This window comes from Nocardioides sp., from assembly GCF_036503465.1.
Classification (GTDB): Bacteria; Actinomycetota; Actinomycetes; order Propionibacteriales; family Nocardioidaceae; genus Nocardioides.
The window spans coordinates 1-14847 of sequence record NZ_DASXWU010000039.1; the positions used below are offsets into that span (position 1 = coordinate 1).

The 14847-nt window shown below is 72.1% G+C and carries 11 protein-coding genes; 6 read left to right on the forward strand and 5 right to left on the reverse strand.

The window, feature by feature from the left end; genetic code table 11:
* Nucleotides 1–150: 150 nt before the first annotated feature.
* Nucleotides 151–1149 (forward strand): alpha-ketoacid dehydrogenase subunit beta, encoded by a 999-nt coding sequence (locus VGK78_RS06655; RefSeq protein ID WP_331526753.1) that lies wholly within the window; start codon nucleotides 151–153, stop codon nucleotides 1147–1149.
* A 22-nt stretch (nucleotides 1150–1171) separates the two neighbouring features.
* Entirely contained in the window at nucleotides 1172–2599 is a 1428-nt protein-coding gene (locus tag VGK78_RS06660) for a dihydrolipoamide acetyltransferase family protein (RefSeq protein WP_331526755.1), read from the forward strand.
* 115 nt (nucleotides 2600–2714) lie between these two features.
* Here the strand turns inward: VGK78_RS06660 and VGK78_RS06665 are convergent, their stop codons facing one another.
* Both VGK78_RS06665 and VGK78_RS06670 read right to left on the reverse strand, forming a co-directional pair.
* Nucleotides 2715–4184 carry a M1 family metallopeptidase gene (locus VGK78_RS06665; protein ID WP_331526756.1) on the reverse strand — a complete coding sequence of 490 codons (1470 nt, stop codon included), beginning with the start codon at nucleotides 4182–4184 and terminating at the stop codon, nucleotides 2715–2717.
* Nucleotides 4184–4738, reverse strand: a complete 555-nt coding sequence (locus VGK78_RS06670; protein WP_331526757.1) for an RNA polymerase sigma factor — start codon at nucleotides 4736–4738, stop codon at nucleotides 4184–4186. Before VGK78_RS06670 ends, VGK78_RS06665 begins: the two co-directional genes overlap by 1 nt.
* Nucleotides 4739–4833: 95 nt before the next feature.
* Here VGK78_RS06670 and VGK78_RS06675 point away from each other — a divergent pair, with 95 nt between their 5' ends.
* The gene (locus VGK78_RS06675; protein ID WP_331526870.1) at nucleotides 4834–6291 is read left to right on the forward strand and encodes a serine/threonine-protein kinase; all 1458 of its coding nucleotides are present in this window, start codon (nucleotides 4834–4836) and stop codon (nucleotides 6289–6291) included.
* On the opposite strand, the gene VGK78_RS06680 is transcribed toward VGK78_RS06675, so the two are convergent.
* Nucleotides 6288–7109 carry a hypothetical protein gene (locus VGK78_RS06680; RefSeq protein ID WP_331526758.1) on the reverse strand — a complete coding sequence of 274 codons (822 nt, stop codon included), beginning with the start codon at nucleotides 7107–7109 and terminating at the stop codon, nucleotides 6288–6290. The genes VGK78_RS06675 and VGK78_RS06680 overlap by 4 nt on opposite strands.
* Nucleotides 7110–7189: 80 nt before the next feature.
* Between VGK78_RS06680 and paaN the strand changes: the two genes are divergently transcribed.
* Nucleotides 7190–8851 carry a phenylacetic acid degradation protein PaaN gene (paaN, locus tag VGK78_RS06685; RefSeq protein ID WP_331526759.1) on the forward strand — a complete coding sequence of 554 codons (1662 nt, stop codon included), beginning with the start codon at nucleotides 7190–7192 and terminating at the stop codon, nucleotides 8849–8851.
* Here the strand turns inward: paaN and VGK78_RS06690 are convergent, their stop codons facing one another.
* Complete coding sequence (locus VGK78_RS06690) at nucleotides 8852–10459, reverse strand: LuxR C-terminal-related transcriptional regulator (protein WP_331526760.1); 1608 nt, start codon at nucleotides 10457–10459, stop codon at nucleotides 8852–8854.
* Between the two features lie 223 nt (nucleotides 10460–10682).
* On the opposite strand from VGK78_RS06690, the gene VGK78_RS06695 reads away from it, so the two are divergent.
* Nucleotides 10683–12047 carry an FAD-binding oxidoreductase gene (locus VGK78_RS06695; protein ID WP_331526761.1) on the forward strand — a complete coding sequence of 455 codons (1365 nt, stop codon included), beginning with the start codon at nucleotides 10683–10685 and terminating at the stop codon, nucleotides 12045–12047.
* A gap of 104 nt (nucleotides 12048–12151) precedes the next feature.
* Nucleotides 12152–13627 carry an amidohydrolase gene (locus VGK78_RS06700; protein WP_331526762.1) on the forward strand — a complete coding sequence of 492 codons (1476 nt, stop codon included), beginning with the start codon at nucleotides 12152–12154 and terminating at the stop codon, nucleotides 13625–13627.
* Nucleotides 13628–13639: 12 nt separating this feature from the next.
* Here the strand turns inward: VGK78_RS06700 and VGK78_RS06705 are convergent, their stop codons facing one another.
* On the reverse strand, nucleotides 13640–14824 hold the full coding sequence (locus VGK78_RS06705; protein ID WP_331526763.1) for a helix-turn-helix domain-containing protein: 1185 nt from the start codon (nucleotides 14822–14824) through the stop codon (nucleotides 13640–13642).
* Between the last annotated feature and the right edge of the window lie 23 nt (nucleotides 14825–14847).

Genomic DNA, 14847 nt, shown 5'->3' on the forward strand with positions numbered 1-14847 from the left:
CGCCGAGCACATCCGCTCGGGGTGCCGGGCACTGCCCAACCCGACTCCGCAGTCGCCCTTCGACGACCTCTACGTCGACCTGCCGGACGAGACGATCGAGCAACGCGACGAGTTCGTCGAGTTCGTCTCCTCGCTCGAGGAGGCGCACGCATGAGCCCGTCCGGACGGCCGACCGGCCCCATCACAATGGCCAAGGCCCTCAACGAAGGGCTGCGCAAGGCGATGGAGGACGACCCGAAGGTTCTCCTGATGGGCGAGGACGTCGGCAAGCTCGGTGGCGTCTTCAGCATCACCGACGGCCTGCAGAAGGACTTCGGCGAGGACCGTGTGATCGACAGCCCGCTGGCCGAGTCGGGGATCGTCGGCACGGCGATCGGGATGGCACTGCGCGGGTACAAGCCGGTCGTCGAGATCCAGTTCGACGGGTTCGTCTACCCGGCGTACGACCAGATCGTCTGCCAGGTCGCGAAGATGTGCTTCCGCTCCCAGGGCCGCACCCCCCTGCCGATCGTCATCCGCATCCCGTTCGGCGGCGGCATCGGCGCGGTCGAGCACCACAGCGAGTCGCCGGAGGCGCAGTTCGCGCACACGCCCGGTCTCAAGGTGGTCGCGTGCTCCAATCCGGTCGACGGCTACTGGATGATCCAGCAGGCGATCGCGGCGCCCGACCCGGTGATCTTCCTCGAGCCGAAGCGGCAGTACCACGCCGACAAGGCCGAGCTCGACGAGTCTGCGACGCCCGAGCCGCTGTTCACCTCGCGCGTGGTCAAGCGCGGCACCGACGCGACCGTGCTCGCCTACGGCCCCACCGTGAAGACCGCGCTGAAGGCCGCGGAGGCCGCCTCCAACGACGGCACCTCGCTCGAGGTCATCGACCTGCGCACCCTGTCGCCGCTCGACATGGCCCCGGTCGTCGAGTCGGTCCGCAAGACCGGCCGGGCCGTGGTCACCCACGAGGCGCACACCAACCTCGGCCTGGGCGCCGAGCTCGCCGCGCGCATCACCGAGGAGTGCTTCTACTCGCTCGAGGCGCCGGTGCTCCGCGTCGGCGGCTTCGACACGCCGTACCCGCCGTCGCGCATCGAGGAGGACTACCTTCCCGACCTCGACCGGGTCCTCGACGCCGTCGATCGCACGCTCGACTTCTGACCTGGAAGGAACCGCCTGAGCCATGGCCGAGTTCAAGCTGCCCGACGTGGGCGAGGGCCTCACCGAGGCCGAGATCGTGACCTGGAAGGTCAAGGAGGGCGACACCGTCGCCATCAACCAGATCCTGGTGGAGATCGAGACCGCGAAGTCGCTCGTCGAGCTGCCGTCGCCGTTCGCCGGCTCCGTGCAGAAGCTGCTGGTGCCCGAGGGCGAGACGGTGCCGGTCGGTACGCCGATCATCGCGATCGGCGACGCGTCGGCGCCCGAGGCGCCGGTCCCCGAGGCCGCCGACCCGGCCGCGGAGCCGCAGATCGGGACGGTGGAGATCGACCTGTCCAACCCGGCCGCGAGCGGCTCCGCCGAGGGCGAGTCGCTGGTGGGGCGGATGAAGGCGGACCGAGCCGCGATGCGCCGGGCACGCAAGAGCGCGGCCGCGGTGCAGACCCAGGCGGCGTTCGAGCCGACCTCCGACACCGCGCCGATCGAGCTCGACGAGGAGGACGACTCCGACGGCCCGGTGGTCCCGGGGACCTCGGCCGCGCCCGGTGCCGAGTCGACGGGCGGCAACGTCCGGGTGCTCGCGAAGCCCCCGGTCCGCAAGCTCGCCAAGGACCTCGGCGTCGACCTGACGACGATCGCGGGCTCCGGCCCGAACGGCACGGTGACGCGCGAGGACGTCGAGGCGGCCGGGGACGACGCACGTTCATCCGAACCGGTCTCCACGGCCAGGTCGTACGACGTGCCGACCGGGGAGCGCGAGTGGCGCGAGCCGATCAAGGGCGTGCGCAAGATGATGGGCCAGGCGATGGTCCAGTCCGCGTTCTCGGCGCCGCACGTGACCGAGTGGGTCACCGTCGACGCGACCCGCACGCTGGAGTTCGTCGATCGGCTGAGGACCCGGCGCGAGTTCCGCGACGTCCGGGTCTCGCCGTTGCTCGTGCTGTCGCGCGCCGTGATGCTCGCGATGCGACGTACACCGGAGATCAACTCGTGGTGGGACGACGCCACCCAGGAGGTCGTCTACAAGAGCTACGTCAACCTCGGCATCGCCGCCGCCACCCCCCGCGGCCTGGTGGTGCCGAACGTCAAGGACGCCGAGCGGCTGTCGCTGCTCGAGCTGGCCCAGGCCCTCAACCAGCTGGTCGAGACGGCGCGGGCCGGCAAGACCCAGCCCGCGGAGATGAGTGGGGGCACCTTCACGATCACCAACGTCGGTGTCTTCGGCGTCGACAGTGGTACGCCGATCATCAATCCCGGTGAGTCCGCGATCCTCGCCTTCGGCGCGATCCGGAAGCAGCCGTGGGTCGTCGACGACCAGATCGTGCCGCGTCAGGTCACCACCCTGGCCCTGAGCTTCGACCACCGCCACGTCGACGGTGAGAAGGGCTCACGGTTCCTGGCCGACGTCGCGGGCATCCTCGAGGATCCTGCGTCGGCCCTGCTGTACTGAGGCGTCTGCAGGGTTCCCCGGCGAGCCGGGGATCCCGTCGCTTTCTCGGGGGTTGCAATACCCGACAAGGGCAGGAGTGCCCTCGCGACGGGGCCCTGGTGCTCCTGTGACGAGGTCAGTCCCGCGAGCCGGAGGACCAGGCGGGCTCCTGGCGACCCAGCAGCCAGGCGTGGAAGAGCGGCCTCAGGTCCTGCCCCGACTGCTTGCTCCACCAGGCAGCCAACGTGTCGCGGTCCTGGCTGGTGAACCGGTGCGAGGTCAGCCACCGGCGGGCCAGCGACCAGAACTCCTGGTCGCCGAGCCGCTGCCGGACGGTGTCCCACATCAACGCCGCCGGGTAGTAGGCGTTGCCCTCGCCGAACGACCCGGGCCGGTAGTGCGCGGGCGGTCCGTAGACCTCGCGCGAGCCCTTCGCGAGTCCCTGGAACTGCCTCAGCACGCCGGCGAGCGTGCCCGGTCCGTGGTCGGCGGTCCAGTTCCCCTCGGCGAGGTACGTCGCCATCCCCTCGCTCATCCAGAGGTCGCTCCAGTCGGAGGGCGTGACCGTGTCGCCGTACCACTGGTGTGCGATCTCGTGCACGATCACGTCGCGCGACAGCGTGTACCGGTTGTCGCCGAGCGTGACCATCGACTGCGTCTCCATCGCGCTGTTCGCCGGCACGACCAGGATGCCGAGTGAGGGGAACGGGTACCGCCCGACCAGCGACTCGAGGTAGGCGACCGCCTGCGGCGCGTACCGGACGCGCCGCAGGATCCCGGGCCGCCCGGTCGGCGTCCAGTAGCTCATCGGCAGGCCGTGCGGCCCCGTGTCCTCGGTCTCCGTGAAGTGCCCGATCGCGATCGTGACCAGGTACGACGCGGCCGGCTCGGGCAGGCGCCATCGGGTGACCGTCCGGCCGGCGACCGTCCTGCGCGACCGGAGCTCGCCGTTCGAGACACCGACCTGCCCCGCCGGCGCGTGGATGGTGATGTCGTAGAACGCCTTGTCCGACGGGTGGTCGTTGACGGCGTACCAGCTGTAGGCGCCGTACGGCTCCTGCATCGTCCAGACCGTTCCGTCGTCCGCGATCGTCCAGCCTGTGGTGTCGAAGTCGCTGCGGTCGGTCGGCGCCGTGACCGGCTCGGGCGTCCCGGAGTAGGTGAGCTGGAGCAGGTGGCGGCTGCCCTTCGTGACGGACGCCGCGACGACCAGGTCCTTGCTGGGGTGCTGGAAGGGCACGACCTTCCCGTCCAGCCAGACATGGCCGACGACGAGCTGGCGGGCGAGGTCGAGCTGGAGGTGGTCGGCGGTCCTCGCGGCCCGGAGCAGCACGCTCTCGGTCGCCGTCAGCCGCTCCGTCTTCGGGTCCCAGCTCAGGTCGAGGTCGTAGTGCAGCGCGTCGACCCCCGGGTCGCCGACGTCGGGATAGACGGAGTCCTCCCGCGGCTCGCTGATCCCGGCGTCGTACGCCGTAGTGCCGGTGTCGCCGGAGGCGCCGCCGACGTGCGGGGCGGGTGGCGCATCGGTCGAGCCCGAGCCGCAGCCGGCCGCGACGATCCCGAGCAGCGCCAGCGCGGCCGCCAGGCCGCGCCCGCGTTGCGGCATCAGTCGTTCCCGCGGAGGAGCGGCCGGGCCAGCCTCCGGCCGTGGTGGATCTGCGCCTTGATCGTGCCGATGGGGACGCCGACCTGCTGCGCGATGTCGTCGTACGACATCCCGTAGACGTCGCGCAGGATCAGCGGCTCCACGAACTGCGGGTGGTCGCGCTCGATCGTCTCCATCGCCTCGAGCAGGTCGAGCCGGGTGCCGGCGATCACGCTGGTGGTGCGCGGGTCGGGCTTCTCCAGGGGCAGCACGTCGCTGGCGATCGCCTGGTTCTTCATCCGGCGGTACGTCGTGCGGGCGCTGTTGACGGCGACCACGTGCATCCACGTGGTGAAGCGCCCCTGCCGCCCCCACGAGCCGATCTTGTTGGCGATGTTGATCAGCGCCTCCTGGCAGGCGTCCTCGGCGTCCGGCGTGTACGGCAGCACCTGCCGGCACACGTTGAGACATCGCGGCCGGACGGCGGCGAGCAGCCCCTCCAGGGCGTCCCGGTCGCCGTCCTGTGCCCGTCTGGCGAGCTCGTCGACGTCGTCCGGCGTCAGCTCGGTACTCATGCCGTCCCGGGTCATGCCCGATTCCCGCCTCCCCGTGCCGCCCCCTGTCACTGAGGGGCGCTTTGCGTGCCTGCACCATAATGCCGAGCGTGTCCATGCCAGCCCGTCTCGGTCGCTACGCCGTGCGCCGGCGCATCGGATCGGGAGGCTTCGCCACCGTCTGGCTCGCTTATGACGAGCAGCTCGACTCTCCGGTTGCGATCAAGGTGCTCGCCGAGAACTGGACCGAGGACTCCCACGTCCGCCAGCGCTTCCTCGAGGAGGGCCGCTACCTCCGCAAGGTCGAGTCACCCCACGTCGTCACCGTGTACGACGCCGGCTCGCTGGACGACGACCGGCCCTACCTGGTGATGTCGTACGCCGACCAGGGGACCCTGGCCGACCGGCTGGAGGCCGGCGGGCTGACCCTGCCGCAGGCGGGCGAGGTGGTGCGGCAGATCGGCGACGGGCTCCATGCGCTGCACCGGCGGGGCGTGCTGCACCGCGACATCAAGCCGGCCAACGTGCTGTTCCGCACCGTCGATCCGGAGCACGACGGCACGGAGGTACGGGCGATGGTCGGTGACCTGGGCCTCGGCAAGGCGCTCGACGTGTCGTCGCGGCTCACCATGATCGCCGGCACCCCGTCGTTCGTGGCGCCGGAGCAGGCGCAGGGCGAGCACCTCGACCCGCGGGCCGACCAGTTCTCGCTGGCGGCGCTGACCTACCTGATGCTGGCCGGTCGGCCGCCGTACTCGCACAGCACGCTGTCGGCCGCGGCCAACCCGTCGCCGCCCGAGCCGATGGGCGGCTCCGGGCTGTGGTTCCCCCCGGAGGTGGAGGCGGTCGTACGACGCGGGCTCTCGGCGGACCGGGAGGACCGCTATCCGGACCTGCCGGCGTACGTCGCGGCCTTCCGCGCCGCGCTCGGCGACGACGCCGTGGGCACGCTGCCCGAGCGTTGGCTGCCGATCGACCCCGAGCTCACCCAGCCCGGCAACAAGCCGTCGTTGGTCCCCGACCGCGCGGAGCTGCCCGAGCCGGTCCCACCCACGCGGCGGCACCGCTGGGCGGCGGCGGCGCTGGGGCTCGTGCTGCTGGTGGCCGGTGGCGTCGGTGGATTCGCCGTCTGGCGGGGGACGCACTCGACAAAGACGTTCACCGACGAGGACCGGATCCTCTCGGTCACCGTGCCGTCGTCATGGGGGCGCGACGTCTCGCTGAAGGGCTGGACGCCGCCGGACTCGCCGTACACCCAGTCCGCGCTCTCGGTGGGTGACGGCAGCTCCTGGCGCACGTCGGGCCAGGGGGTCTTCGTGGGGCTGCTCCCCGAGTCGAAGCTGCCGAAGACGCTGCCGCTCCATCCCTCGTGCAGCCACCCGGGCAGGCTCCGGAGCAGCACCGAGGGCGACCCGACCATGATCGCCACTTCCACCGGCTGTCCGGGCGTGATCATCGAGCGGGTGACCCAGGTCAGCGGCACCAGGCTGCTCTGGGTGCAGGTACGCAGCGACGACGAGAAGACCGCAGAGCAGGTGCTGGCGTCGGTCCAGACCCGCGGATCGCTGGGCTAGGACGAGGACGCTGACGAGGGCGGGCTGCTCGGGGCGCTGGAGCTGCTCGGGCTGCTCGGTTCCTGGGTCGTCGGGGGCGCAGCGGGCGGCACGGTGCCCAGCAGGTTGTCGGCGAACCGGTTGAAGAGCGCCTTCAGGCCGGGCACGTCCACCGAGCGACCCGACACGGACATCTCCAGGGTCGCGTTGGTGTGACCCGGCACCGCGAACCACTGGAAGTAGTTGAAGCGGTGGAGGTTGGACGGGGCGTCGCGGTACTCGAAGTACACCGAGTGCGTGTCCTTGTGGAGGATGTGGAACTCGGCGATCTGGCTGCTGTCGCGGAACCCGGTGATCTTGGTGCCGACGGTCTGGTGCACGTCGACGAACGTGTTGTCGAGGATCCGCACCCGCAGGCTGTAGCCGCCGGTCTTCGGTTCGTCGGGCGGGCGGAACCGCACCTCCTGGGCCTTGTTGACCGCGCTCAGCGCCATCGGTTTGTCCGTGTACGCGCCGGCCGGGCAGCTGCTCGGCGTCGAGCAGACCCAGTACGGCCGCCAGCCGAGCGGCACGTGGTAGCTCCATCGCGCGAGCTCGTTGCTCATCACGTGCTTGCCCTGGAGCGGGAGCCCCGGCTCGAGGCGGGGGAACGTGATGTCCGGTGCGTACGGCGATCGCGACGGCGTCTCGTCGATCGGCACGCTCGGTGAGACGGCCGTGATCGGCGTGGCGGTGGCGCTGTGCGACACGGAGGGCGAGGCGAGGTACGCGACGCCCACGCCGATGCCCAGGCCGAGTACGCCGCAGAGCAGCGCGACCACGAGTCCCCGCATGCTCATGCGGCACAACCTACCCAGCGGCGGTCACGGTCCGGTCACGCGCGTTTGCGTGCGGGTGTCACACCCGTCAGGGTTGCAGCATGACCTCCCCGTACCTCGACAAGCACCGTGACAAGCTCGACGCGGCGATCGCGGCCTGTTCGTCGCGTGAGTACTACTCGGCGTACGACGAGTCGCCGTCGCCGCGGGTGTACGGCGAGTCCGCGGCCGGCGAGGGCAAGGCCGCCTTCGAGGCGTGGCGGGGGCAGGCGTTCCCGCTCGAGACGCCCGGCAGCGACGGCACGGTCAGCACCGAGCGCTCGCCGTACGGCTTCGACCTGGGCGTGGGCTACGCGCGCGCCTCCGACGTCGACGCGCTGCTCACCGCCGCGCAGGCCGGGATGAAGGCCTGGCGCGACGCCGGGCCGGAGGGGCGGGTCGGGGTCGGCATCGAGATCCTTGACCGGCTGCACGCGCGGGTCTTCGAGCTCGCGAACGCGGTGCAGCACACCAGTGGTCAGGCGTTCGTGATGGCGTTCCAGGCCGGTGGCGCGCACGCCCTCGACCGGGCGCTGGAGGCCATCGCCTACGCCTGGGTCGAGATGAGCCGTACGCCGCGCACGGCGGTCTGGGAGAAGCCCGGCAAGGTGCCGCTGACGATGGAGAAGACGTTCACGGTCGTGCCGCGGGGCGTGGCCCTGGTGATCGGCTGCAACACCTTCCCGACCTGGAACTCCTGGCCCGGGCTGTTCGCGTCGTTGGTGACCGGCAACGCGGTGGTCGTGAAGCCGCATCCGTCGGCCGTGCTGCCTCTGGCGATCACGGTGCAGGTCTCCCAGGAGGTGCTTGCCGAAGCCGGGTTCGACCCCGACCTCGTCACCCTCGCTGCGGAGGACCCCGCCGACAAGCTCGCCGCGACCCTGGCCGTGCGACCCGAGGTGAAGCTGATCGACTACACCGGCGGCAACGCCTTCGGCGACTGGCTGGAGGAGCACGCCCGGCAGGCGATCGTGTTCACCGAGAAGGCCGGTGTGAACACCGTCGTCGTCGACTCCACGTCGTCGTTCCGGGCGATGTGCCAGAACCTCGCCTTCTCGTTCGCTCTCTACACCGGCCAGATGTGCACGGCCCCGCAGAACGTCTACCTGCCCGCCGCGGGAGTCGAGACCGACGAGGGGACGAAGTCGCCCGCCGAGGTGGCGGCCGGCATCGGCGCGGCGTTCGACAAGCTGCTCGGCGAGGACGCCCGCGCGGTCGAGCTGCTCGGCGGCGTGGTGAACGACGGAGTGTTGTCACGACTGGAGTCGGCCGGCGCGAAGGGCGAGGTGTACGTCGCGTCGCGGACGGTGACCCACCCGGCGTACGCCGACGCCACGGTGCGGACGCCCACTCTCATCGGCCTGACCGCGGCCGACTCGGACGTGTACGAGACGGAGTGCTTCGGCCCGGTCGCCTACCTGATCGCGACCTCCGGGACGGACGAGTCGATCGCGCTGTTCCGGTCGACCGTGCTGGCCCACGGTGCGATGACGGCGTCGGTCTACTCGACCTCCGAGGCGGTGGTCGAGGAGATGCGCGACGCGGCGCTGGAAGCGGGTGTCGCGCTCAGCGAGAACCTCCTCGGCGGGGTCTTCGTGAACCAGTCCGCGGCGTACTCCGACTTCCACGGCACGGGCGCCAACCCGGCGGCCAACGCGTCGTACACCGACGGGGCCTACGTCGCCTCGCGCTTCCGGGTCGTCCAATCCCGCCGGCACATCTGACTACCCCGGCTGGGCCAGGGTGGCGGCGTAGACGATCGCCTCGCGCCGGTTGCGCAGGTGCAGCTTGCGGAGGACGGCGGCGACGTGATGCTCGGCCGTCCGCGGCGAGATCACCAGGCGTCGCGCGATCTCGGGGTTGGACAGCCCCTCGCCGAGGAGGCCGAGCACCTCGCGCTCGCGGGCGCTGAGGCAGGACGGTGAGGCGGGTGAGCCGTCTCCGGAGGGCGCGCCCAGCTCCTGGAGCAGCGTCTGCGCCCGGAGGCGCAGGGTCGACTCACCCGAGCGCGTCTCGGCCAGGATGCGGCGTGCCTCGGTGATCGCCGCGGTGCGGTCGGTGCCGGCGAGGACCGTCGCGAGGGCGAGCCGGCACTCGGCGGACAGCAGCGGCCAGCCTCGACCGAGCTCGCCCAGCGCGGTGGTCAGGATCCGGGCGGCCTCCTCCGGTCGACCTTCGGCGGTTGCCACCGCGGCCTCGGCCACGGCGAGCCGGGCCCGGACGGCGTTCGTCCCGAGTCCTGCCACGTTGGAGCGCATGACGTCCAGCGCCTGACGCGCCTCCGCGAGCCGCCCGCGCGCGAGCTCCGACTCCACGACGAGCAGGTGCAGGCGTACGCCGCGCAGCACGTCGCCGCGGTACTCCTGCATCGCGGACCGCGCCGTGGCCGCCGCCAGGTCGTGGTCCCCCCGCGCCTGGTGCAGGCGGGCGAGCACGGGCAGCGCCTCCGGTGCCGACTCGATGCCGTCGAGCAGCCGGGCAGCGTCGGCCAGACGTCCCTGCTGGAGACGCAGGTCGGCCAGCTCGGCCGTGGCGTCCACGACCTGACTGAAATGGCGCGACATCGTCATCGAGGCCCGGAGCTGCTCGTCCGCCTCCGACCAGCGCCCGGCCCGGCAGAGCAGGGACCCGTAAGCGGTACGGCAGTGGTTGGTCATCACCAACGGTGTCGAGGGATCCGCCACGACCTCCGGCAGCCAGCCCTCCATCCGCGGAAGGTCGCCGGTCCGGTCGCAGGCGGAGATGAAGGAGCACTGGGCCAGGCTGGTGACCATGACGTTGTCGCACTCGCCGCTGACGGCCATGGTCAGCGCCTCGTCGATGCGCGCCATCCCCTCGCCGAGCCGGCCCCGACTGACGAGCGCCAGCCCGGAGTCGGCGAGGGCGAGGCACTCGAGGTCGCAGTCGCCGAAGCGCCGCGCCAGGTCGAGCGCCAGCATCGCGTCGCGCTCCAGACCCTCGGCGTCGGGTCGCGAGCAGGCGATCCGGTAGAGCGCGAGCCAGCCCCGCTCGACGCAGTCGTCGTCACCCAGCACGCGTTCGGCACGGGCCAGCCAGCCCGCCGCCACCACCGTGTTCCCGATGCCGGCCAGGGCGAGCCTCGCGAGGTGGGCCGCCGCCACGGCGGCGCGTCGTCCACGACCGTCGGCCTGGAACCCGAGGTACGCCGCCTCCAGCCGTCGACGCGCGAGCTCGAAGTCCGCCTCCAGGTAGTCCATCATGCCCAGCGCCATCTGCACCTCGGGCGACTCCGGCATGGCCTCGAGGTCGGACCGCACGCCGGCGACCTCGTCGGCACGCAGGCTCAGCCCGACGCTGGCACCCAGATCCACGACCTCATTGTGAGCACGAGGGTGGCCGTGCGGAAGGATTCCGGCCTCCTTCCGCGAGTAGGGGGATTTGTAGGTGCACTCACCGATGCCGGCGACGACGGGCGGACGGCACCATCGAGTCGCCCGGTGAGGGCCGACCAGAAACCAAGTCAACGCGGAGCCGATCGGGTTAGCCTCCGCAGAGCCGCCCTTCGGGGCGCCATACGTGAACGGGGGAGATTCGATGGACATCAGCACACTCGCGGACAGCGTCCAGGGCCCGGTACTTCGACCGGGTGACGAGCAGTACGCCGAGGAGGTCGCGGCCTTCAACCTGGCGCGTCAGCACACGCCCGACGTCGTCGTCGTGGCCCGATCGGCCGAGGACGTCTCGGCCGCCGTGCGATGGGCCGGCGAACGCGGACTCCCGGTCGGCGTGCAGGCCACCGGTCACGGCGCCGTGGTGCCGATCACCGAGGGTCTGCTGATCAACACCCGCGGGCTCGACGAGCTCACGGTCGACCCCGAACGGCGTACGGCGCGGGTGGGCGCTGGCGTGAAGTGGCGCCGGGTCCTCGACGCGGCCGCCGAGCACGGGCTGGCGGGCCTCTGCGGCTCGACCTCCGACGTCGGCGTCGTCGGGTACACACTGGGTGGCGGGCTGCCGGTGCTCGGCCGTTCCTACGGCTTCAGCTCCGACCACGTCCGCAGCTTCGACGTGGTCACCGGTGACGGTCGGCTCCACCACGTGGAGACCGGCGACGGGTCCGAGCTCGACTGGGCGCTGCGCGGTGGCAAGGGCAACGTCGGCGTCGTCACCGCGATGGAGATCGACCTGCTCGAGATCGAGACGATCTACGGCGGCGGTATCTTCTGGCCGGGTGCCCTGGCCCCCACCCTGCTCACGGTCTTCGCCGAGTGGGTGGAGACCCTCCCTGAGGACTTCTCGGCCTCGATCGGGCTGCTCCGTCTGCCGCCGCTGCCGGACATTCCGGAGCCGCTGCGCGGCCAGTTCACCGTTCACCTGCGGGTCGCCTACATCGGTGACGACGCCGAGGGCGACCGGCTGGTCGCGCCCATGCGCGAGGTCGCGCCGCCGCTGATCGACATGGTCGGTCGGATGCCCTACACCGCGCTCGACCGCATCCACATGGATCCGGATCACCCGGTCCCCTACGAGGAGGGCGGCATCCTGCTGCGCGAGCTCGGGCCTGACACGATCGAGGCGATCCTCGACCAGGCCGGCCCGGACGCCGAGTGCCCGCTGCTCCTCGTGGAGCTCCGGCTGATGGGCGGAGCCCTGGCGGGCGATCGGGCCGACGCGGTCGGCGGCCGCGACGCGGCGTACGCGCTCTTCGCGGTCGGTGCCTTGATGCCGCCGATCGCGGACGCGGTGCTGCCGGCCGTCCGGCGGGTGGTCGCGGGGATGGCCCCGTGGTCCACGGGCGGATCCCTGGTCAACTTCCACGGCATCCCGGGCGACGACGCCGACCGGGCTCGCCCCTGGCCGGCCCCGACGTTCGAACGTCTGCAGCGTGCAAAGGCGACCTACGACCCGGCCAACCTGCTCCGCTTCGGCCACGCCGTCCCGGCGCTGGACCCTGCCTGAGATCCGGGAGTGCATAGTCCCTGACAGAACGGTCCTTCTGACCCGCACGACCTGGGACCGTTTTGTCAGGGACTACCCCCGGCCGCCACCCCTAAGGTGTGCGCGTGGCCGACTTCGTGCTCCGCAACGCCCGGATCGTCGAGCTCGGCCGGGGGCCGGGGTGGGCGGGACCCGTCGACGTCGTGGTGGAGCAGGACGTCGTGCAGAACATCGGGCACGAGCTGGAGAAGCCGCTCGGCATCGAGGAGTACGACGCCGACGGTCGCTGGCTGATCCCGGGACTCTGGGACCACCACGTCCACCTGGCCCAGTGGACCGCGGTCGGTCAGCGGCTCGACCTGGCCGGGTCGGAGTCGCCGGAGCACGTGGTCGCCCGCGTCCGTGACCATCTCGCCGGCCGGCCCGGCCCGCTGGTCGGCTACGGCCACCGGCTCGGCACCTGGCGCAGCGCGCCGACCGTCGCCGCGCTCGACGACGTCGCGCCCGACGTCCCGGTCGTCCTGATCGCCGGCGACGCCCACCACGCCTGGCTCAACACCCGTGCCCTGGAGCGGCTGGGCCTCCCGCCGCGGGAGGGAGTCGTGGCCGAGAACGAGTGGTACGACGCCTACACGCGCATCGAAGCCGTGCTCGAGCCCGACGTCTCGCCGACTGCCTACCGCCGCACCCTCGACCGGGCAGCCGCGCTCGGCATCACCGGGATCGTGGACCTCGAGCGCGGCCAGACGCCGGCCGACTGGGAGCCGCGGGACTCCCCGATCCGGGTGCGGGTCGCGACGTACGCCGACGGACTCGACGCCACCATCCGGGCCGGGCTGCGGACCGGTGACCGGCTGCCCGGATCGCCGGAGCTGGTCACGATGGGCCCGCTGAAGATCATCAGCGACGGCTCGCTGAACACGCGCACCGCGTGGTGCTGCGAGGAGTACGCCGACGGGTCCGGCGCCGGTGCGCCCAACCAGACCAGCGCGGAGCTGGCCGGGCTGCTCGAGCGCGCGCACAACCACGGGCTCGAGGTGGCGACCCACGCCATCGGCGACCTCGCCCTGGGCGAGGCCCTCACGGCGTACGACGTGACCGGCGCCGCCGGCTCGATCGAGCACGCCCAGCTGGTGACCCGCGACGCGGTCAAGGCGATGGCCCGCTTGGAGCTGCGCGCCAGCATGCAGCCGGCGCACCTGCTCGACGACCGGGACGTCACCGAGCTGATCTGGCCCGACCGTGCCGAGCGGTGCTTCGCCTTCCGGTGGATGCTCGACGCGGGCGTCACCCTCGCCTTCGGCTCGGACGCGCCGGTGTCACCGCTCGACCCGTGGCTCGCGATCGCCGCCGCCGTGCACCGGAGCGCGGATGACCGCCCGCCCTGGCACCCGGAGCAGGCGCTGACGGCTCGCGAGGCGCTGGCCGCGAGCGTCGACCACCGGGGCAGCGTCCACGCCGGCATGCCGGCCGACCTCGTCCTCCTCGACGCCGACCCGCTGGTCGAGCACGACGACACGGCGGACGCCGCCCGTGCCCTCCGGTCGATGCCGGTCGCGCTCACCCTGGTCGCTGGCGAGACGGCGTACTCGGCGCTGTGAGCGCACTCCTCGTCACGCGAGCGCGAGCGTGAGGTCGCGGATCATCGTCGGGTCCTCGAGCCGCTCGCCGTACAGCTCGCGCAGCTGACCCATCCGGTAGCGCACCGTCTGAGGGTGGACGAACAGCGCCGCCGCGACCTCGTCGCGCCGGCCCTGGTGGAGCAGCCAGGCACGCAGCGTCTCGGCGAGCTTCTGCCGGGTGGCCGGGCGGAGGTCGGCCAACGGCGCCAGTACCCGGGCGCGCAGGTCGGAGACCGCCTCGCGGTCGGCGGCGAGCACCAGGTCGGCCAGGTGCTCCTCGGTGTCGTACGTCGCGTCGTCGCCGACCTCCGCGCGCAAATCGAGGGCCCGCAGCGCCCGGGCGTACGACGTGGCGGCCGACAGCCACGGCCGCGCCGGCCCGGCGACGGCCGCGCGCCCGGTGAGGGTACGCATCAGCCGGGTGCGGGCCCGGCCGCCCACGTCGGGGACGAGCAGGACGCCGAGGTCGTCGGGAAGGTTCGCGGGCTCCCCGACCGAGGTCAGGGTGCGCAGGTCCAGCAGCCCCTGCACCGGTCGCACCTGCGCGCTCGGCAGGATGACCACGGTCAGGGTCCTCGGCGGGGTCCAGTCCGCCCGCTCGGCGGCGGCGACCAGCGCATCGGCCGGGTCGCCGCGCAGGATGCCGAAGGCCAGCCGGTCCAGGTAGCCCTGGCGCACCCGCCCGCTGGTCTCGAGCTCGTCGGCGTGGCCGGCGACGGACGCCGCGGACAGCTCGTCGATGTAGGCGAACACCAGCTCGGCGAAGTCGGCCAGCATGTCGGCGGGCACGCCGGCGGTGACGGCCGTCTCCGCGAGCTCACGCCAGGCGACCCGCGCGCCGACGCGGTACGCCGAGAGCAGCGCGTCGGCGCTCCGGCCGCTCCGGGCCTCGCCCCGGCCGAGCGCGTAGGCACCCTCGAGAGCCGGCGAGAGAGGCTGGGCCTGGTCGACGACCCGGCCGCGCGCGGCCAGCCGGAGGAAGCCCGCGAGCGCCATCTGCACGGCGTTCTCGACGTTGTCCACCATCGGCCCGCCGAACGCGCCGGCGTACGACGGGACCTCGTCGGTGACCGCGGCGATGGTGTGGGTGGCCACCTCGGGGAGGCGTCGGCGCAGCAGGTCGAGGAGGCGCGGGTCCAGCGTGATCCGGGTCGGCCGGGCGTCCGGGACGGTCATAGGGACATAGTCTCCCAAACTTG

Coding starts and splice junctions, on each gene's coding strand:
- VGK78_RS06655 (WP_331526753.1), top strand. CDS start 151: ATGAGCCCGTCCGGACGGCCGACCGGCCCCATCACAATGGCCAAGGCC.
- VGK78_RS06660 (WP_331526755.1), top strand. CDS start 1,172: ATGGCCGAGTTCAAGCTGCCCGACGTGGGCGAGGGCCTCACCGAGGCC.
- VGK78_RS06665 (WP_331526756.1), bottom strand. CDS start 4,184: ATGCCGCAACGCGGGCGCGGCCTGGCGGCCGCGCTGGCGCTGCTCGGG.
- VGK78_RS06670 (WP_331526757.1), bottom strand. CDS start 4,738: ATGAGTACCGAGCTGACGCCGGACGACGTCGACGAGCTCGCCAGACGG.
- VGK78_RS06675 (WP_331526870.1), top strand. CDS start 4,834: ATGCCAGCCCGTCTCGGTCGCTACGCCGTGCGCCGGCGCATCGGATCG.
- VGK78_RS06680 (WP_331526758.1), bottom strand. CDS start 7,109: ATGAGCATGCGGGGACTCGTGGTCGCGCTGCTCTGCGGCGTACTCGGC.
- paaN (WP_331526759.1), top strand. CDS start 7,190: ATGACCTCCCCGTACCTCGACAAGCACCGTGACAAGCTCGACGCGGCG.
- VGK78_RS06695 (WP_331526761.1), top strand. CDS start 10,683: ATGGACATCAGCACACTCGCGGACAGCGTCCAGGGCCCGGTACTTCGA.
- VGK78_RS06705 (WP_331526763.1), bottom strand. CDS start 14,824: ATGACCGTCCCGGACGCCCGGCCGACCCGGATCACGCTGGACCCGCGC.